At 49.8% G+C, this 18,244-nt stretch carries 16 protein-coding genes; 2 read left to right on the forward strand and 14 right to left on the reverse strand.

The genetic code is table 11. The features are described 5' to 3' along the window. Positions 1-555: 555 nt before the first annotated feature. The 14 genes from mobF to AC6I7T_RS06260 all read right to left on the reverse strand — a co-directional run bounded on the left by mobF (position 556) and on the right by AC6I7T_RS06260 (position 16,555). Positions 556-4,215: a MobF family relaxase gene (gene mobF, locus AC6I7T_RS06195; protein WP_497792459.1), complete on the reverse strand. Its 3,660-nt coding sequence runs from the start codon at positions 4,213-4,215 to the stop codon at positions 556-558. A gap of 9 nt (positions 4,216-4,224) precedes the next feature. Beyond that, positions 4,225-6,174 (reverse strand): type IV secretion system DNA-binding domain-containing protein, encoded by a 1,950-nt coding sequence (locus tag AC6I7T_RS06200; RefSeq protein ID WP_497792460.1) that lies wholly within the window; start codon positions 6,172-6,174, stop codon positions 4,225-4,227. 3 nt (positions 6,175-6,177) lie between these two features. Further along, positions 6,178-6,549, reverse strand: a complete 372-nt coding sequence (locus tag AC6I7T_RS06205; protein ID WP_497792461.1) for a ribbon-helix-helix protein, CopG family — start codon at positions 6,547-6,549, stop codon at positions 6,178-6,180. Between the two features lie 406 nt (positions 6,550-6,955). Next, positions 6,956-7,270 (reverse strand): hypothetical protein, encoded by a 315-nt coding sequence (locus AC6I7T_RS06210; RefSeq protein WP_497792462.1) that lies wholly within the window; start codon positions 7,268-7,270, stop codon positions 6,956-6,958. Beyond that, entirely contained in the window at positions 7,257-8,279 is a 1,023-nt protein-coding gene (locus AC6I7T_RS06215) for a TadA family conjugal transfer-associated ATPase (protein ID WP_497792463.1), read from the reverse strand. Before AC6I7T_RS06215 ends, AC6I7T_RS06210 begins: the two co-directional genes overlap by 14 nt. Beyond that, positions 8,276-9,085: a VirB8/TrbF family protein gene (locus AC6I7T_RS06220; RefSeq protein ID WP_497792464.1), complete on the reverse strand. Its 810-nt coding sequence runs from the start codon at positions 9,083-9,085 to the stop codon at positions 8,276-8,278. Before AC6I7T_RS06220 ends, AC6I7T_RS06215 begins: the two co-directional genes overlap by 4 nt. A 142-nt stretch (positions 9,086-9,227) precedes the next feature. Beyond that, the gene (locus AC6I7T_RS06225; RefSeq protein WP_497792465.1) at positions 9,228-10,175 is read right to left on the reverse strand and encodes a hypothetical protein; all 948 of its coding nucleotides are present in this window, start codon (positions 10,173-10,175) and stop codon (positions 9,228-9,230) included. A gap of 20 nt (positions 10,176-10,195) precedes the next feature. Continuing rightward, the gene (locus tag AC6I7T_RS06230; protein WP_497792466.1) at positions 10,196-10,468 is read right to left on the reverse strand and encodes a hypothetical protein; all 273 of its coding nucleotides are present in this window, start codon (positions 10,466-10,468) and stop codon (positions 10,196-10,198) included. Between the two features lie 20 nt (positions 10,469-10,488). After that, entirely contained in the window at positions 10,489-11,298 is an 810-nt protein-coding gene (locus tag AC6I7T_RS06235; protein ID WP_497792467.1) for a hypothetical protein, read from the reverse strand. A 20-nt stretch (positions 11,299-11,318) separates the two neighbouring features. Next, a complete protein-coding gene (locus AC6I7T_RS06240; protein WP_497792468.1) occupies positions 11,319-12,698 on the reverse strand; it encodes a TrbI/VirB10 family protein in 1,380 nt (459 codons plus the stop codon). A 3-nt stretch (positions 12,699-12,701) separates the two neighbouring features. Then, complete coding sequence (locus AC6I7T_RS06245) at positions 12,702-13,550, reverse strand: TrbG/VirB9 family P-type conjugative transfer protein (RefSeq protein WP_497792469.1); 849 nt, start codon at positions 13,548-13,550, stop codon at positions 12,702-12,704. Between the two features lie 29 nt (positions 13,551-13,579). Continuing rightward, positions 13,580-15,940 (reverse strand): VirB4 family type IV secretion system protein, encoded by a 2,361-nt coding sequence (locus tag AC6I7T_RS06250; RefSeq protein ID WP_497792470.1) that lies wholly within the window; start codon positions 15,938-15,940, stop codon positions 13,580-13,582. Continuing rightward, positions 15,921-16,190, reverse strand: coding sequence for a VirB3 family type IV secretion system protein (locus tag AC6I7T_RS06255; RefSeq protein ID WP_497792471.1), 270 nt, complete (start codon positions 16,188-16,190; stop codon positions 15,921-15,923). The genes AC6I7T_RS06250 and AC6I7T_RS06255 overlap by 20 nt, the downstream gene beginning before the upstream one ends. A gap of 2 nt (positions 16,191-16,192) precedes the next feature. Further along, positions 16,193-16,555: a TrbC/VirB2 family protein gene (locus AC6I7T_RS06260; RefSeq protein ID WP_497792472.1), complete on the reverse strand. Its 363-nt coding sequence runs from the start codon at positions 16,553-16,555 to the stop codon at positions 16,193-16,195. 387 nt (positions 16,556-16,942) lie between these two features. Between AC6I7T_RS06260 and AC6I7T_RS06265 the strand changes: the two genes are divergently transcribed. Further along, complete coding sequence (locus AC6I7T_RS06265) at positions 16,943-17,521, forward strand: sigma-70 RNA polymerase sigma factor region 4 domain-containing protein (RefSeq protein WP_497792473.1); 579 nt, start codon at positions 16,943-16,945, stop codon at positions 17,519-17,521. Between the two features lie 236 nt (positions 17,522-17,757). After that, positions 17,758-18,222, forward strand: a complete 465-nt coding sequence (locus AC6I7T_RS06270) for a hypothetical protein (RefSeq protein WP_497792474.1) — start codon at positions 17,758-17,760, stop codon at positions 18,220-18,222. The last annotated feature ends 22 nt before the right edge of the window (positions 18,223-18,244 follow it).

Raw genomic sequence — 18,244 nt, forward strand, 5'->3', positions numbered from 1 at the left:
ATTAATCATTGTGCGAAAACCAGTACGACTTGAGAAAGAAAAGCGCTATTCTGCTCGGCAGATTCGACTATATGCTAACAATCAGCATTTTCTCTCAAAATAGGTATTGAGTCAGTCTTTTCGGTAACTCATGCCAAGACTCGCCCCAACCTGCGCGGTTTTCTTTCATGTGTAATCCATTCACTAGACTAGATAGGTGAATTGGAATCTCCCCCAATCGCACAAAGCAGGGGACGCGCGAAATGGTAGGCTGTTACACAGCGATATCGCTATTCGAGTTTTCGAGACAAAGGGAATCTATCGATCCGGTGGAAAACATAAAACCGGAAGCAATATAACCGCTACTCCCAGCGCTCATCGGCATAGATGCGTTTCAGCTGGCTATTTCTTGACAGGTTGCTCTCCAGTAGAGCCTATCTCCGCTCTACCAGCTACGGACTAGGACGCATTTGAGTTCTTCTTTGTGTGCTGCTTAGGTATAGAAGATGAGCTTCTCTGGGCTACACGTTTGCAAGCGCGAAGGAGCCCCACTGCCCCGTTTGATGATTGAGCACGTCAAGAAATCTCATAGACGATATCGTTACCTCTTTCCAGGCCATCGGCTTGATTGTTCGCTTGGAGATTGTCGAACGGCTTTCGATTCTCTCCATCACCAAGTTGGTATAGGCCCCGGTTATTGTTTCCTCCGCTTTGGGATCCAATTTCAGCCTGGTTATGAGCATTGAAAGCGTTCTCTAGGCCCTGATCCCTAACGACAGGTTCTGCATGGCGGTCATAGAACTGTCCCATGTTGTCGATGTGCAGGTAACCTTTAGAAACTTCATTACGGTAGGTTTGAATATCTTCTGTCTCCCTTCTCCACGTGTAAGACGCCGATTCTACAACACCCAAGACATCTAAAAGTGGCTTCCAGTGCCTCTCTTGTTCGAGGGTCGGCCGTAACGCTTCAAGATGTTGCCTTTCGGACCATTCCGGATGCTTTGAGACAGACTCAACTATTCGATCAACATATTTGTTTTGGACAAGGCTTTGGTAATAGGACGCATCTCTGCTCTCAACATCAGTCTGCTCAAGCCGACTTGTTAATTGACCGTAGGGCAGTCCTTCGGTAAGGACTCTTTGCACTCTTCGGATATCCTCCCTTAGCTGGAATTCCGGGAGTATGGACGCATACATTGCTGCAGGCATGTCATTTCTATTTTCTTCAAGTGTGTCAATCGCGTCTGTAATGCTTGGGCTGGTGCCTCGATTGCGATTGCTGTCCGGACTGTGGCTCACCGTATTCGCGGAACTGGGCGTGATTACATTTCCTTCATTCGTTTCTGGCATTTGTAGCTCCTCATTGATACCTGGCTGAGCATACGGATGGATTATTCCTTGCATAGTCGATTGCGTGTGCGCCTGGGCATTCGACGGGGTCTGTCCTTGCGTAGTCGATGGTGTTTGCACCTGAGTATTTGACTGCGCTTGACTTGGCGTAATCGGTGGCGTTTGCATTTGGGCGTTTGACTGCGTTTGAGTATTTGTCTTCTGACTTTGAGAGAAGTCGACGGCAGAGGTTTTTGTCACATCTGAACTCAAACGTTCAGCTAGTTCCTCTGCATTGTCGGTGTAAATATGTGCGTCGTATTGTGCGCGAGAAATTGAAACATAGGCGAAACGTGTGTTTATGAGATCGGGATGCGTATTCGTATCGATATTCACGATTACTCGCCCGGATGTTAAGCCTTGAGAGCTATGCGATGTAACAGCATAGCCATGATCAAAATGTCTCATCTGAGATGAATCGAAGGTGAGACTTCGGGGATGATCACTGTCCAGACCGACAGTGATCATATTGCCGTCCATGCTCTCAATAGTTCCCAAATCGCGGTTAGAGAAACCTAGATCTTTATTCGTGGTCGTGAATTGGAGGCGGTCGCCTTCTGCAAACTCGCGTTCAAGCTCACGATAAGCATTGATGCCGCGGAGTCGTTTCGGATCATAGGTGAGTTTCCGGCCGTCTTCCATCTGGACGGTGATCTCATTGGCTACCGGATCAGTTGAGAGAACTTTCGCGTAAGAACCGGCTTCAATTCCAAACTTCTTACTGCCTTTGTTGTAGAGGAGAACGTCATCGACCTGATATTTCTGCGCCCAGGTACGATCAACGTTCGTGAGATCTGGACGTGGAATTAGAATATTCAATTGATGATTTTCGGAAGAGACCACACCGAGGGCTTGCAACTGTCCCCGGACAGCCTGATTGATATCTTGTCGGCTGGCATTATCCGGCGATACGACAAGCGTATTGAGCGGTTGAGCTACGTAATCTTTGGCTATGGCCTCGATCCGCTGAGAGCGGTCTATCACCTCGGTAATTCGTCCCTGCGCTCCCAGCATCTCTATACCTGTTTGGGTCTCATTTCTAGACAGGTGTTCTACAGCCTTTAGGAGTTCGGGGTCTTTTTGCCGCATGATCTTGTCGAGTTGGACAGTCTGCATTCCTGCCTGTTGTAATTGCTCAAAAGGCTTTCCAGCATCGACGCCTTGATGCTGGCGTGTGTCTCCGATCAGGAGTACACGGTCTTCAGGGCCAATCTTTTTGAGAAAGGCTTGCATTTGGCGAGTACTTGCAAGGCTGGACTCGTCGAGCATGTAGAGATGTGGTTTGTCTCCGAATTGGTCGTCTTTCTTAGCAAGGAAGCCTTGCAGGGTGTCGGCGGAAATACCGGCGTCGCGAAGTTGGCCTGCGGCGCGGTTGGTTGGGGCGAAGCCTGCAACCTCAAAGCCTTTCTGTTCTGCTCCTTCACGGATAGCTTCAAGCGTAGTTGTCTTGCCTGTGCCGGCTAAACCTTGTAAGCCATGGACACGATGCCGGGAAGTCAGAATTTCTTCGATAGCTTCCTTCTGTGCTGCGTTAAGGAACGGTCGTGTAGAAGCGTGAGCCGTCGCTTCTTCCGGTTGCATGATGGGCTGGAGGATGTTCTGCCCTTGTTTCATGAACCGTATATTTGCGAGTTCGGCAGCAATCGTTTCTCGTGTAGAAAACTGTCTTGATGGATCATATTTCTTTCCGTCGATTACCTGAAATTCACCGGAGCTATGACGTTGTTCGAAGTCTGTACGGATTTCGGTGTACCGCACATCTCCCATGCCTCTCCTGAGCGCATCGCGCATTAAGTCGCGTTCATCGGTAACGGCCTCTCGTTCAAAATTGCGCTGCTTGGCATAGGTCACAGCTTCATGCGCTCTTTTCCAAACATCAGGAACACGGGTAGCGGCCATTTCCCAGGCTCGCTCCTTAGCTTCTCCAGTTACTCGCTCGGCTTGGTCGCCGAATTCGGCGGCAACCTGGCGATGTGCAGCTATAACCGCATCCGGACTGAGGTGCATCTTTTGAGAGCGAGTATTGTGGGCGGCAATTTGAGCGGCCTTTGGCCCGGAATAGCCGCTACGAGCTAACGCTTCCTCTATTTGCTGCCGGCGCAAACTGGAGGCATCCAGGTCCTCCTGCGTGTAGCCTGCGATCTCCGGAGCGCCACTCTTGCCCGTCGTAATCTCGTAACCCAAATCCTTCAACCGGTGGGTTAGTTCCGATTGGTAAAGCGCTGTGGCAAACTGCTGTGTTTGGTAGAGGCTTACCGGCTGAATGGAGCGAATTTTGTCTGCTTCCGTGATATTAAAGATGACCGCATGGGTATGAAGCTGAGGTGCTGCATAGCCATCAACGGGTCGTGCGGTGTCGTGCTCAAACTTCGCTACCACAAAGTTTCCCGTAGTCTCCGAGGGAGCATTGCCCCCCATGCGGGCTTGAGTATATCGCTCCAATTCCGATAGGGCCGCGTTCACCGCAGCTCGGTGTGCGTCTCTGATTCTTTCGTCACCGCCCACCAGTGCGGTGATGGAGACGGATTTCGGTGGCGAAAAAGTACCATCCCAGGCTGCAATGTGCTGCGCTGGCTTGACCACTTGTCCTTGAGCGTTTGTATATGGTGTGCCTTGCCTGTGCTGGATAAGCTGAGCCCCGTTATTCGGATCTTGTCCCTGGCTCAAGCGCGAGAACTGCTCTTCGGTAACGGCTCCGGATAGGCCGAACTTTTTCGCGAGATCGCCGGCCCACTCTCCAGCTACTGTATTGCCCTGGCTCCAGTATTGTTCTGTTGGGGAGCTGTATTCGTTCTTGTGATAGTCAGCCAGTTGCTCGGCATTGAGTGCCTTGGACAATTTGAACATGTAACCCCGCTATTCTTCGAAAGGGATAACACCTTGTTTCGTGTGTTCGGGTTGCGGTTCCTGTTCTTCTTCTTCCAAGTCAACCTTCTTCTTTGGAGTGGCGGCTGCGGGACTCTTAGGTGAAAGGGTCCTTGGATCAAAGAGCAACTCGTCGTCCTCAACCTTGCGAGGTACGAAACCTGGATTAACTTTTGGTACGTCCATATATTCGAAAGCAAAACGAACTACGTTGTTGTGGAGTTTCAAAAAGGCGTGCTTGTCGTCGAGTCCCTGAATTTCAGAGTCCATCACCAGGGGCTCTACTTGGCGGTCAAGATTGAAATTTCTGTGTGCGCGCATTCCGTTAAAGTGGGTTTCTTTCATTCGCTCAATCTCAACTTTGCCGATGGTATTGCTCACCCATTCCGAAGCCGGATAGCTCGTGCGCAGGAAGATTTTTGTTGCTGGTTGAGAGAGCATTACCTCTGCGAGACGGCCGTAGGGAACCTCTACCTGGGCCTTTCCTTGGAATCCAAGAACCATAGGATTGTCACTTTTCCTACTCTCTGTAAGCGCAGTATGAAGCTGAGGGAGTCGCTGTAAACTGGCCAACTCGTCGATGATGAACCAGGCGCGTTTTTGATTGGCCGTTGGCTCGCTCATCAGACGCATTACTAGCAGATCAATCCAGAGACTATGCAGCGGACGCAGGGCTTCACGTTCAGTTGGTTTCGAGGTAAGAAAAATCCATCCTTGCCGGGTCTCTGCCCACTCTGTGGCGGTCCAAATCTTGTCTCTGGCTTGTTCTTTTGTTGGAAGGAAACGAAGACTGTCTGCTATCAATCCTAGGGAGGCCAGAACACCATTCCGCTGTTGCTGCGCTCCTTTGGCAATCATCATTGCCATTTCGGTTCCGGCTACTCTACGGTCCACTTCCTCCGGATTGGAAAGCCACTCTACAAGGTCTTTTGGACTTGGCCCATAGGTCAATAAATGAGCAAAAATCTTTTGCGGTGTCTCCACAAAGAATTCACCTTTCTTATCGGTTGTCGGCTGGTAGAGGGACGCGGCGATTGACTTTGCTTCTGCCTTGCGACGTAGCTCTTCAGCTGGCCCCCAATAAGGACACCGATCATCGAGGGGATTGAGGATAATATCGCCACGCTTGGGGTTATAGAACCTCGGCGTGAACTCACAAGCGGGGTCATAAAGAATCGCCGAATCGCCTCGGCTTTGGATCTGCCTCAAGATCTGAAGGAAGAGGGCAGTCTTGCCGGCTCCTGTGTCTCCCATGATTTCGATGTGCTGCGCTTCGACGTGTTGGGGAATCCGGATCATGGCCTTTAACTCGGTAGTTTTGAATCCGAGTCCAGTGCCCTTTACGATCCGATTGAACTCCTTGGGCGTATGCAGTACAGGTCCCTTTAGCCTACGTCCGTACTTCAGTTCCCGCAGCCGCTTAATGTCTTCGGGAATTGCAAAATACAGCAGCAGGGCGAGGGTGATAAGTCCACCGATGCCGGAGGTGCTATAGACATTTCCCAGACTCCGACCATTGAAGACTGCCCTTCTCATCCACTCTGATAGAGACGAGTCGCTATAGCTGACTCGCGATCCTGGATAAAGAGCCAGGTAGCCTTCCTCCTTAGCTGCTGGGGAAATTGCTAGGCCAATAATTCTCTTCGGAGAAACCGGAGTTCGTCCCGGAATTGCATCGCTATCTACTGCAAGACGAGGCGGGTGTTTCCCACCTCCGACGTACAGCAATTCGTATTTCCCGTGCTGACGCGTTGCCGCTCCGATTTCGGCTCGGAGATAATCTCCCGTGTAGTATCGCTGCAAGGGAGAGATCGAGAAAGCAAAGCGCTCCCAGGCGAAAAAACAAGTAAGGAGTACGGCCAAGAAGATTGCGCTAAAACTGTAAATCGGCTTATGTGGCGGCCAGATAATTGTCTCTTTTCTTCCCCACTGCATAGTCATAATTCACACCTCCTGTTGCACTTTCAGCGCGACTGCCTTCTTGCGGTTATTGACTTCGGCAATGATTCCTTCCGCCACTTCGGCGCTAAGCGTTTTCCCCAAGACAAGCGGCTTCAATAGATTCGTGAGAATGAGCCGGATAGCAACAATCTCCACCAACTCAGGCCTCGCCGCCTCCGTTTTTTCTTCATCTTTTGCCAGCTCAGAAAGAATGATTTGACGTATTAGTTCGCCACGCTGAAGGCCCCGCTTCTTTGCGAGAGCATCAAGGCGTTCAGCCTCCACACGATTGAGTTTCGACGAAACATTTATCAGGCGGAAAGTGCTACGCTTCTGTAGCTGTTCCGCAATCGCTTCATCGCTTAGTAAGGGCATCGATTTACCTCAAGCAGGCCCGGAATTCTTGGGAATTCTCAAGAATCCGTAAGAATTCGTAACTTCTCTAAGTTCTTGAAATGAAGATCGTGCTTTCAGGAATCCCAGCGGATTCCTAACACCACCCTGTCAGGGGTGAAGTGTCAAGTTCTCCTGGCGCAAAGCGCCACGCGTATTAATGCATCCCCGGAGGGCACCGCATTGCTTTTACCGAAGGCTGTTCCGATAGGGACAGCTAGCTTATTCCCGAAGCGTTAGCGAGGGATTTGCGGCTCTTGCCTATTGCCGATCTGCCGAGATCGGCTAGCGAATTCCTGTAGCGTAGCGAAAGGAATTGCGTCTTTATCGATTGCGGCTTCATATGGATTGGCTAATTCAATCATCGTGTGAAGTAACTGCTCGTGATTTATTGCTTCGTCTTCGACTCAGCTGTCGCTATCGGGGATACACTAATTGGCTTTCTCCCCGGGCGCGAGCGCTTTTGTCCGTCATGCACCCGCTTCACACGCAAAGCCTGCTTCGGCTTTTCCCCATTTGCAGCTTCACAGAATCTAAGGAATTCCCTATCTTTGTTGAGAACATACTCCAATGCTTTATTCACTACGTCGTCTGCAGAAACTTTCGCGAAGAGCGCGTAATTATCGACTAGTATCGCGATTGACTCTTCCAGCGTTATGGTTGCGGTTATCTTCTTGCTGATGGGGATTTCAAGCAGCGGCATGATTTGTCTCCAATTCGATTTGAGGTGCAAGAAACTGGTCACAGTTAATCTCGCGACAGTAGAGCGTCTCTGCGCGAAATGTCTGTTCTGCGTGTGTGTAGCCATTTACGGCTATTAACTCGGTCACGTGTCGTTGTCCGGACGAATTGCGTTCGCAATAAAGAACAAAATCTATCGCATCGGCTGTTTCGCTCCGCATAAATGCATGATTGAGATTTGGTCTTGCACTGAGAGCTAAATTAGATAGACGGTTCAGGGCATCCAGTGCAGAACTGGCGTGCAGTGTGGAGAGCGTTCCACCGTGGCCTGTATTCATTGCCTGAAGGAGATCGTACGCGCATGCATCACGGATTTCGCCAATTATGATGCGGTCCGGTCGGTGGCGCAGTGCTGCGGCCAAAAGCTCGGTTGGTGTAACTGCGACCTGTCCAGGAATTGCTTCTACAGCTTCCCAGCGGACAGCGTTTGGATGAGAAATCTTAAGCTCTGCTGGCTGTTCGATGATCACAAGTCGTTCCTTCATCGAAATATGGTCGATGAAGGATTTCATTAGTGCAGTTTTCCCTGAGCCTGTTCCGCCACAAATCAGTCCGTTCTTTTTCCTGGAAATGAAATTAATCACCGTTGCGCAGACGAACGGTGGTAGGGTTCCATTTTGAATTAACTCATCAGTCGTAAACCATCTATTGAATTTCCGGATGGTCAAGGTTGGCCCGTTAATGGAAGACGGGAGACCTACGACGGCCACACGTGATCCATCCGGCAGGCGTGTGTTCAATATCGGATTCTGTGTTGTCAGATCTTGGCCGAGTACTCGCGCAACGCGCTCAATTGCAGCTTGTAAACGGTCATTGGTGTAACGGCCAGATATCTCGACCTTTTCCAGCATCCCGCCCCGGTCGGCAAATACGCCTGTTTCTCCGTTGATCATCAAGTCCGAAATAGAGGGGTCCAGGAGTAGTGCTCGCAACTCTTCCGGAAAGAATGGGAGTATCAATTCAAAGCTCAATGGATTACTCCTTGTGAAGTTGCTGTGCTCTGGGCTGGCAGGGGCGTAGGAGTTCCATTGGGTTGCAGTAGCTCCACGGAAACGCGGTTTTCGTGTAACTCCGTGATGGTCACTCCAAGTGGATTGATCGTCTCGTATTTGGGAAAGGTTTTAGCCTTTTCGTTTACCTGCCTTGGATCGATGTAATAGATCAGGCTAAGAACCCAATGCTCTTTCCTCGGCTCGTGGGAATAACGGGGAGAATAGGTTTTATCGAGATTGACCAGCGCCGTTCCTCGGGCCATTTGGGCTCCTTGAACGGTCTCAATGGACATTGATGTTATTGCTACATTTCTGACATCCACGTCGCATTGTTCTTTCTGCCCCTGGAGAACTTGGGAGCGCAGATGCTCCGAGTTGTCCTGCTGCATGTATTGACTGGCTAGCGGCTGTGAGAGGAAGTAGTAATTGAGGGGATAATCCTTTGAGATTGTCTCGCGATTGACCGTGTAACGGTAGCCCGCCCAATTTGTGAGGCCAGCTCGAACCTCGCCTTCTTGCGGCGTGTAATTGAGATCACTGTACTGGATTGGCTGGGCCTGGCTCATATCATTGATCCGAATGTATCGATTTTGAATTGGCCGGTGAGCCAAAGAGTTTATGTTGTACTGCTGGTAGGCCACGATACAGACGAGCAGCGCTATCAGTCGTCTGCTGAGCTTGCGCTCCGCATAGTGCGACGAATAGACCTCGTTTCCTACGTGGTCTATGAGCAAGGATTGCTCTGCTGCCCAAGGAATGGGTTGCTTCTCGGATTTAGTGGACATGAGGACTCCTGTGTGTAATCTCCCTAATAAGTTGAAGTGTGAAGACGATATCGCAAATCAGGAAAACGACAAATAGGGCAATCACCGTAATCCTGATGGGGCGTGGCGCTTTGGTGAAAAGATAATGGAGAGTGAAAATCATCTATAGCGCCTTCCTGAAAAGCATGAATTCACCCACTTGCCCGATACGGCCTGCTGCAGCTGCTCCTCCTCCGAAGACGATTTGAGTGATGCTGGGAATCGAGACCATGTTTAGGATGAAAGCAAATTGGACCATGAAAACCGGAACGAGATTTGCAAGCCAATTTGCCAAGGAATAGTCACCATTGAAAGTCTTCTGAACGAAGCCAGTAAGGAAACCCGACCATACATAGATAAATGCAGCTGCAACTGCTCGGATCATCGCAAATGAGAGCAGAACCTCAACGAAGTGCATGAATTTATGCCGGAACGTGGCGGACATATATAAGGGAATGAATATGGGGCCAAAGAGCGCCACAACGGCATAGAAGATGAAAGAGCTTACGTTGATTAGGAAGAGGATGGCTGAGTCCAATCCGATGCAGATCTGGATGATGAAGTACAAAATCCATTGCGGAACTGCAAAGGCAGCGGGAAGGGGAGTGTTTTGACCTGCCGTTGCAAAGAGATTCTGCAAGTTTGTAAGCGACTGCTGGTCAATTGCAGCCACGATTACTTGGGCAACATATGAAAAGAAATGGTTCAATCCGAAAGTTGCTCCAGGTAGTGGATTGACCCAATAATTCTCAAGCAAACAGCAGACAATTAACCTCAGTAGAAACATATTGAGATCTCCCACCCGTAGCGGCTCAACGTGCATCCTGAAGGTCATTGCCATTGTGCTCCAATTGATAGACATTCCTATGAGGACGAAAAACGAGATGGTCGCTAATTCGAACATTCCAGCTTCTGTGAGTGCTTGTTGATTTTGCGTAGTCAGGTCCGTCAGGTTGTTTGTAAAGCTGTATAGCCAATCGACGGACCCATTTCCCGAGGAGCCTGTTATTTGCGCATGGACGACACTCGGAAGGAAAAGCAAGGTTAGTAGAAGCAATGCAACTCGTTTCACGTTGAAACACCCTCCGTTATCTAGGGTTTATATCCACCTGCCCACGTCTTTGATCCATTGCCGGCGTTATTATTCTGCTTTTTCCGTTTAGCCTCTACCGCCTTCCGGAAAGCATCATCGTCCTGTTGTTGCTGCCTCTGCTGTTGCTGCTGGAAAGCAGCTGCGGCGGCCGCTTTTGCAGCATCTGCCGCTGCTTTCTGGCTCAGTTGATAGTTCCTGTAGGCAATACCGGCAATAACCACCAGTACGGCCAAAATGGCAATTAGGATCTTCGTATTAAGAATTCGCAGCATCTGTCCCTCCTTCGGTTTTTCTATGGAACATAGGATGTCCAAGTCTCTGAACTGTTGCCGACGAATGTAGGATTTGCTGCACGTTGTACTTGCACAAAGGCCGCGTCATTGATCGTTGTTGCGGCTGCATTCCGTTGGGCCATATTGGCTATCGTCATTTGAGTTGCAAGACAGGAGTGCAATTCCCCCTGAGACTGCATTTCGGTCATTCTTTGAGCTTCGGCCGCGTTCAACATATTGAGCTGTTCTATTTCTGAGTTCGTGGCTGTGGATGTGTCCAATACTTCGTTCTGAAGGTTTGCTTCAGGGATGGCATTCTGAGTACGTTGAACGCGATATTGGGCAATGGCATTGAGGCAGTTTGGCGAGCTAGAATCGAAAGCCTCAACCATCGCGAGAGAAGCGAGCGGTCCACTATTTCCTGGCAATTGGCCCGCAAAGTATGCGGCAGTATTGGCAGAGACGGAAACATTCGCCATATTCCACGCTGCCGCAGCGGCTGTAGGAGAATTGGTATTCAGTGCAACGTTCCATCCGGCCGTTTCGCCGTATCTGTTTGGCACATTCTCATTGGTTACTTGGCCGTAGGCTGTGCGCCAAAGTTCCTTGAAGGAAAAGTTCTTCAGGTTTGCTTGAATTGCGGCAAACTGCGCCTTCGCTGTACTGACCATCTGAATAGCCTGCTTTACCTCGGCTAAAGCTTGACCGTATACGGAAGGGTCATAGACAATATCGCCAAAACCGAAAAGGCCAAATGCTGGTGTAGATAGCAGGAGGAAAGCTCCTGCAGCTATCAATAGCGTGTTCCGTTTCCTGAAATTGACTCTCATAAGACCTCCTCTGTGCAGGGTTAAAGGTTTGGAGCAACCCGGTGATTCGCGTAAGAAGGCACCAAGATGTCACGCGCTATGTAGACGCGAGCACGTGTGCCATTCTTGAGCGTGATTACGGGCAAACGGTTGAGGAAGTAATTCAGTATCTGCTCTGCTTCTTGCCCCGATTGAGCAGTAATGCCATTGCGGATTGCGGCACTGGGATCGCCGCCATAGGCTCCGATACCACCGTTCCCGATCTGTGCGAGACCTCCAATGCCACCAATTGCGGCAGCGGCGGCAAATGCGGGCAGGTAACCATGATCAACATGACTAGCCAGTCCTGTTGTCCCGAGGGGATCTAGCCCCATAAACCTCTCAAGTGATATCGAAAATCCATCGGGTGTGATGGCGCGATGAAACACAACGAACATCTTCCTTTGCTGCTCGCTTGACACGGCTTCGATGTTTCCGATGAGTCTGGTTCCCTGCGGTAAAAGCAGCTGTTGATGATCGTGGGAGTAGTAGTCAGTTGTGAGCATGACGAGTAGCGGTCCAGCGTGACCACCATCGGCGTAGTTGGTGACGACACCTTCAAAGACAGTTCCTTCGAAGACTCGGTATAGAGGCCCCTGGTACTGGTCCCAATCGTAGGCTCGAAGCGCCGCATCCTTCGGTTCTGATTTATTTGAGCCCGATGCCTGAGTTCCAATGGTTGCTTGCTGCTGGGGGTTTGAATTGTGGATCTGTTTCCCACCAGGTTGCGCTGGCACTTCTCCTCCTGAGGACTGTGGAGCCACCTCATCTAGACCCAATGGAGGTACAGCCGCAGTTATTGCGGAGTCTGTATCTGGCCCTACGTTTTCACCTTTGGCGTTCGGTTGTTTCTCCGTGGCTTGATCAAATTCAAGGGCCAAGGTGTGGCTATTCACCGCCTCCTGGTGTTGCCTCTCCTTTGCCAGTTGCCGCTGTTTTGCTTCGGCCTGTGCTTCTGATACTCCAGAGACCTGTTTGGGTGCGTTAGGGCTATCTCCGTAGATTGCGGCCCGCTGTGCAGGTGTCATAGGAGCAGCCGAATCGGCTTCCGGGCCTGGCGTAGCTTCCTCTGCCTGGAGTTGCTGCAATTGGTTAGCAATTTCCTGCTGCCGTCTACGCACCTCAGCATCGTGCCTAGCTTCAGCGGTCTGTTGGTTTTCGTAGTTTGATACCTGTTGAGGATTTGCGGTTACTGGGCGCGTGGGCAAATTGCTCTTTGGTACGTTTTTATTCCGATTGACCAAAGAGACAAGATTAGCCATTGCAATCAAAAAGATGACCGCACAGAGCACTATCAATACCGGCCAGCGTCGGCGAAGCGGTGGATTCGTTTCCGGCTGCTCTGGAACGGTAGGGAGCGTGTTTTGGTTCGAATCCTGCATGGGTTAGTTGCCTCCTCCAGTTCTGCGGAAGGTAACCTTCTTCTTGCCTATTGCGAGATAACCCTCTTCAAGCATTTTGGGGACGGTGTACAGGCCGGCACTGTAATCGAAGTTGATCAAGCTACCCTTGCCGTCCTTCATCTCATATAACGCTGGCGTCTCCTGGAAATTGCCACGTAGGTAAGTGAACTTGTCGTCTCTCCAAACCTGCTGAAGTCCAAGAGCCTTGGCTTTTGCTTGGTCCCACGTGTAGTCAAAATGAAGTGTTCTTGGATAATGGCTCTTGTACTTTTCTTCTTCAGTCTCTACAGACTTTTCTGCTGTTTCTTTCTCGGCCCTAGCAGTTGCCGTTTCCCGCTGCAGACGAGCTATCAGATCTCTAACATCAGAAGAGGGGACAAATACGGGAGGCTCCTCGATACGCTCTTTACCGTTTTTATCCCCCTGGGTCACAAAGATCTTTGCGTCATAGTGAAGATCTGTATCCTTCGATATTTCCGTCAGTTGAAAGGAATACTCATTTCCATGATCGGAAATGATATGAACGTCAGTAGTAGCATTGGGCGCGGTTGGCTTGACTGAGAGGAACCGGCTTGGCATATGCCCACCATCGAATAGCCAATTGACGGTATCGCCGCCGAAGACCCTTGCTACTTTCTCTTCTGGCGGTAAGGCAATAAGGGTTGATTGTTGCAATGCCGCCCGAATAACAGGAGGTGCATCCTGTTCGTGAACGACAATTGTACGAGGGATGCTTGGTTCTGGCTGCCGCGTATCTGCGGCGTTTGCTAGATCCGAGCTCCCGATAACAGAAACTACTGCTGTCAGGAGAGTAAGTAGAGATATTTTCACGGCTAATTCCTCCGGTGAAAGTTGATGTTCTAAGCAACTTCTCCTCTGGCGAATCTCGCCAGACCTTCGGAGAGTCCATACTGCTGTACCAATTTCTCGCGACGTACCCTGTCTTTCGGCTTAGTCGAAAAGGCTGCGTAGCTTGCCGGGTCAAGATTTAGCTTGATCACCTTCGTGAGGCCATCTCTCCGTACATAAAGACCTTCCCGTTCCTTAAGACTTTCGTATAGATCCAGCTGTTGACTGTTCAACTTGAACAGCTCGGCATAGTCCTTCCGATTGAAGGTCTCATCTGGCAGAAAGAGAAAGGTGCTACAAGAGTTGACAATCAGCTTCGCGTGCGGCCCAAGGTCCTCGGCTGATTGACCGATGAGAGTGACGCCTCCAAGATTCTTGCGAGCCATCTTTATTGAATTGAGCGCATTTTCTAGAAGCTTCTCATTGCGCATATTGGTGAATAACTCTTCGATTAGCACATGCTTTGGTACACCGAGGTTTCGTGGGTCGTAGAGAACATCGTCAATACGCCAAAGAGACCAAACCATCAATGGCTCGATGAGATCGGAAAATTGTTTGTCGATGACCCGCTGAAAATCGAAGCATTGGCGTCTGGAGAGAGTGAGACTATCCTCTACGTTGTCGAAGATGTTCCCGTACACGCCATTGCCTATCCACTTCCTTAAGTAACGATCTAGTTTTTTGGGAAGGTACAAATTCCCCAAACGGCGGTTCTCCCGCTCCAAAAGATAAACACCTTTGACGGCGTCATAGATTATGTCGTCGTCTTCCGGTTCGAGATCGGCTCCACCGTTGGTCAATAGCAACTTTGTGAAGGAATACAGCCGCTTTAAATTGCCATCTGTCGGCTCTAGCGAGAAGATATTCACTCGTGGACCATCCAGTCCTATGCGCTCGATCCGACCGCCGTAGAGTTGAACCTGACTCTCATAGGAACCGCCAATGTCGAAGATGTAAGTAAAGCCGTCATATTTTGGTTCAAGGGCAAGCATTTGATTGGCATGAACAGACTTTCCTGCTCCTGTCGAACCAACGATCAACATCACGCGCACGCCATTGACATATACATCCTGAAAGAAAGGCGTACGCGTTCTCGTCTCGAAGATATTTAGGTACTCGCTATCCAGATCCTCCGAATGTGGATGACCGATGTGGGGTGCAAAAACAGAAGCAAACCTTGCGTTGTGATCTTCACGAAGCCAAAGAGGATACACGGAAAAACGGCCGTTGCCAGGAAACATCGAATAGAAGCTTGAGAGGTTTCCAATCGTCTCCTCAATCACTTTTGCCCGAGCTTCTACAAAGATGCGATGGACTTCCGGTGTAGCCTCTTCGAGTTCCTCGCGGCAGTCCGCGACAAGAAGCAAGCGCAGAGAGTAGTGTCCTTGAGCCTTCTTGTCGAGTGATGTCAGGACTTCTCCCAGCCCAGTTACCTTATCGCTTGCAGCTTTGGCAGATGCTGTTTCGTTGAGCTGCTCCTTCTTATGGCCGGCAACGAAATACTCAAGGACATTGTGTTTGAAAAACTCTATGAACTTCTCTTGGTTCTCAACCTCCTTACGAGCATCCCCAGAGGATTTCCGTTTCCATGTCGTACATAAGATACTGTCGCAATCTAGGCTTTGTAGGTCCTGAAACAGACATGGTCTCGACGTTTTGGGTTCGGCAGCAAGAGAAAACATCTGCACAAACCTCTTTCCCACCTTTATGAAATCATCTTGCCAAGCAACAGGGCTGGCGACAATTTGCCTATCAACACCGAAGTCGGTTTCAAGTTCGCGCTTCTCGGCCCAATCAGTCAGATTGAACAGGTAAGAAAGAAACTGGAATGCACTATCGTTTCCGAGAAGCCTCAGCCCGATAAGGCGTGAGAGATGAGATTCGAGAATCGCCGCTGCCTTCTGTAAGGAATTGATCAGTCTGGCATTTGTTGCTACATTCTCCGTTGGTCTACCAAAGAGCGATTTCGATGGTTCCACCGTCAAAGACCAATGAAGATCTATCCTTCGGAAGCGCGCTGTTTCATTAAGGAACGAGAGCCTGTCCTCTATGAACTTCTCTGTTACCGGATTTCTATATGACTGCTGCCGGGGAATCTCAAATCCCTTACGAACGCGGGTGTACTGATATAGACAAGAGTTTTCAGGTAGAGCATACAGAGCTCCTTCTATGCTGCTAACTAGAAGTTCGAGTTCTTCGTCGGTACGACCTTCTTCATCTATACCTGTCAGAGAGAAGAGGCAGCCGTAGCCGCCTCCCTTAAGAGCAAAGACACCGGGACCGATGAATCTTGCAATTGGTACGATACTGCAAGCGGCCCCAGCCTTCGCAAACCACGGTATATCCTTCGAATTACGATTGGCGAGGATCATAGTAGGCTTTCTGCTCCCACCGCAGTACCCAAAGCTGAAAGTATTTCGGGTGTTTACGGAGGATGAGCCAAATTGTGAAAGATAGAGTTGGGAAAAAGATGAGCGCGAGCACACGGAAACCGACGAGAAAGACCACGACTGAGACAAACACAATGATCGCCCATGCCGTTAGGTCCAGGCCGAGCTTGGTGCGTCCATCATTCATCGCAGAGTTAACGGCTAGAGGTTCTCCTCGTCTTCTGGCCTGCATGACTACTGCACCGACTGACCGGTTGTCGAGCTAATCCAGCCCGCTCCCCACCCAATGCACGCGGCACCAAAGAGCACGCCGCCCAATCCCATGATTGCTCCGGGAATATCCCTGCCTGCGAACTTGATTCCGCTGAAGATCAGGGCAATTAGCGCAATTACCGCTCCTGCATACAGCGCGAATGTTTTAACGGTGTTGAGAAAAGTTGTAGAGCCAGAGAAATCAATCGTCCCCTGTGCGTGAGCTACTGCAGTGATAGAGAGAAACACAAACGATGGAGCTAATGTTCGTCCACAGGAAACGGCGTAATGCTTCATGTGAACTAGAAACGACCTTTTTGCTACATGTTCAGCGATGTGCTGCATTCAACTTCTCCTTTGGTGTGAATGTCATTGTTGTGAACTCGAAGGCTTTGCTGTTGTCCGCAATTTGTACTTACATATTTCTTGCAACAGACAATATATGTTGGGCTATCAAATATGGAGTGTTAAGGGATGCGTGACTTGATGTATTTGCTCCTTTGTGCGATATATTTGCAGACGGGGAAGGAGCGCAGACGGGATAGCGTTCCGAAGCTCATCTAAAATGCGTTCGACCGTACGTCGTAATCGGTACCAATTAATCGGCGGATTACGTCTTCTCTACCGCTATAAGGCATTTCAAAAGCAAGAATGGCTCACGTATGTCAGAATTCTTTTACCGATTTGAGGACGCTATTTCGGGGTAAGCGGGCAAGCTGAGAGTTGGGGCTCATGGCGACCAGAAACCCACTTGATAAAGACGGAATGTGGGGTTGGATTAATCCAACTCCACATTCCGAAACAAACAGGATGCTGAAAGCTGCCGCAGCCGAGGTTTGGCCCTATGCCTCGTGGTGTGCTTGGAGCTATTTGCATGACCGGGATGCTGCATTTGATCTAATGGACAGGGCAATTGAAAACACTGCAGGATATGCTTTACGCCTAAATGGCGAAGCAACAATTGAGCGCTTTGTTTGGAGGATGAGAAGTGTTCTAAAACGCCTTGCAAAGCAGGAAGCAAAAAGACACAGGTTAGAGGTCCCTTATGGCCTCCTCGTAGACCTTGAGTATGCTCATTCTCGGAATCAATCCGAGACCCCAAAGTTCGAGCAAGCTATTGAAAGCAAAGACATTCTAAGAAAGCTTTCCCCGGAAGCCAGAGACGTTCTAAAGTGGACATCAATGGGCTACTCTTGGAGGCAAATAGCGAAGCATCTTAATGTGGATCGGATGACTCTTCGACGCGCCTACGATAAAGAGATACGTACTGTTTTAGAATCCTTGAGAGATTCGGTTTCCAAAGCTAAATGAAGCTTTTTCGAAATAGATCATCAGAGAAAAAACTTGAGTCGTGGTTGCGTGATGAATATCAGCGGATGGTCCTCCGCGGGGAGGCTATCGACCGCCATTCCGGGGACTGCCCGGATGACGATTTCTTGCTTGGGCTTGCCCAAACACCTTCACGAACCAAACTTGACGATAAACGGCTCCAGCACGCCAGCACGTGCCCCCGTTGCATGCGTAAATATCTTGATTTCCAGGAGGCGTTGTCAAAAAAACGCCAACAACGTATCTACATCTGGACCCCGGTGTTTGCAGTTCTGTTGATTGTTCTTTCCTTCGCCGCGATTCCGAAATTCCGGGACTGGCAAAAGCCGCCAAGAACCCAAAATATTGCGGAAAAGAGAACGATTGATCTGACATCTGCCGGAACCATCCGTGGTTCCGAAAATCCCCTCCCATTGCAGTCTGTTGCGTTGCCAAAAGGGATTGTTCAGCTTACCCTGATCTTGCCTCGTTTTAGTGAAACAGGTCCATATACAGTAGCCGTAAGCAGTGGCCGAAACGATGAGGACGTGATTGCGAGAAGTCAGGGAATGGCAATCACAGACAATTCTGGAACTAGGATTACCGTCACCCTCGATCTGCGAACAATGAGACCTGGCTCATATTTTCTGTCAACGATTCATGACAGAGATGGAGCTTATTATTATCCGCTCACAATCAAGTGAGCGAATAACGAGCAGATCGTCC

It is taken from the genome of Humiphilus diazotrophicus (genome assembly GCF_059726315.1).

What these genes read in the sequence shown, in the direction of transcription:
- AC6I7T_RS06205 (WP_497792461.1), bottom strand. Translation starts at nt 6,549, where the DNA reads ATGCCCTTACTAAGCGATGAAGCGATTGCGGAACAGCTACAGAAGCGT.
- AC6I7T_RS06230 (WP_497792466.1), bottom strand. Translation starts at nt 10,468, where the DNA reads ATGCTGCGAATTCTTAATACGAAGATCCTAATTGCCATTTTGGCCGTA.
- AC6I7T_RS06200 (WP_497792460.1), bottom strand. Translation starts at nt 6,174, where the DNA reads ATGACTATGCAGTGGGGAAGAAAAGAGACAATTATCTGGCCGCCACAT.
- AC6I7T_RS06240 (WP_497792468.1), bottom strand. Translation starts at nt 12,698, where the DNA reads ATGCAGGATTCGAACCAAAACACGCTCCCTACCGTTCCAGAGCAGCCG.
- AC6I7T_RS06235 (WP_497792467.1), bottom strand. Translation starts at nt 11,298, where the DNA reads ATGAGAGTCAATTTCAGGAAACGGAACACGCTATTGATAGCTGCAGGA.
- AC6I7T_RS06220 (WP_497792464.1), bottom strand. Translation starts at nt 9,085, where the DNA reads ATGTCCACTAAATCCGAGAAGCAACCCATTCCTTGGGCAGCAGAGCAA.
- AC6I7T_RS06255 (WP_497792471.1), bottom strand. Translation starts at nt 16,190, where the DNA reads ATGCAGGCCAGAAGACGAGGAGAACCTCTAGCCGTTAACTCTGCGATG.
- mobF (WP_497792459.1), bottom strand. Translation starts at nt 4,215, where the DNA reads ATGTTCAAATTGTCCAAGGCACTCAATGCCGAGCAACTGGCTGACTAT.
- AC6I7T_RS06250 (WP_497792470.1), bottom strand. Translation starts at nt 15,940, where the DNA reads ATGATCCTCGCCAATCGTAATTCGAAGGATATACCGTGGTTTGCGAAG.
- AC6I7T_RS06265 (WP_497792473.1), top strand. Translation starts at nt 16,943, where the DNA reads ATGGCGACCAGAAACCCACTTGATAAAGACGGAATGTGGGGTTGGATT.
- AC6I7T_RS06260 (WP_497792472.1), bottom strand. Translation starts at nt 16,555, where the DNA reads ATGCAGCACATCGCTGAACATGTAGCAAAAAGGTCGTTTCTAGTTCAC.
- AC6I7T_RS06210 (WP_497792462.1), bottom strand. Translation starts at nt 7,270, where the DNA reads ATGCCGCTGCTTGAAATCCCCATCAGCAAGAAGATAACCGCAACCATA.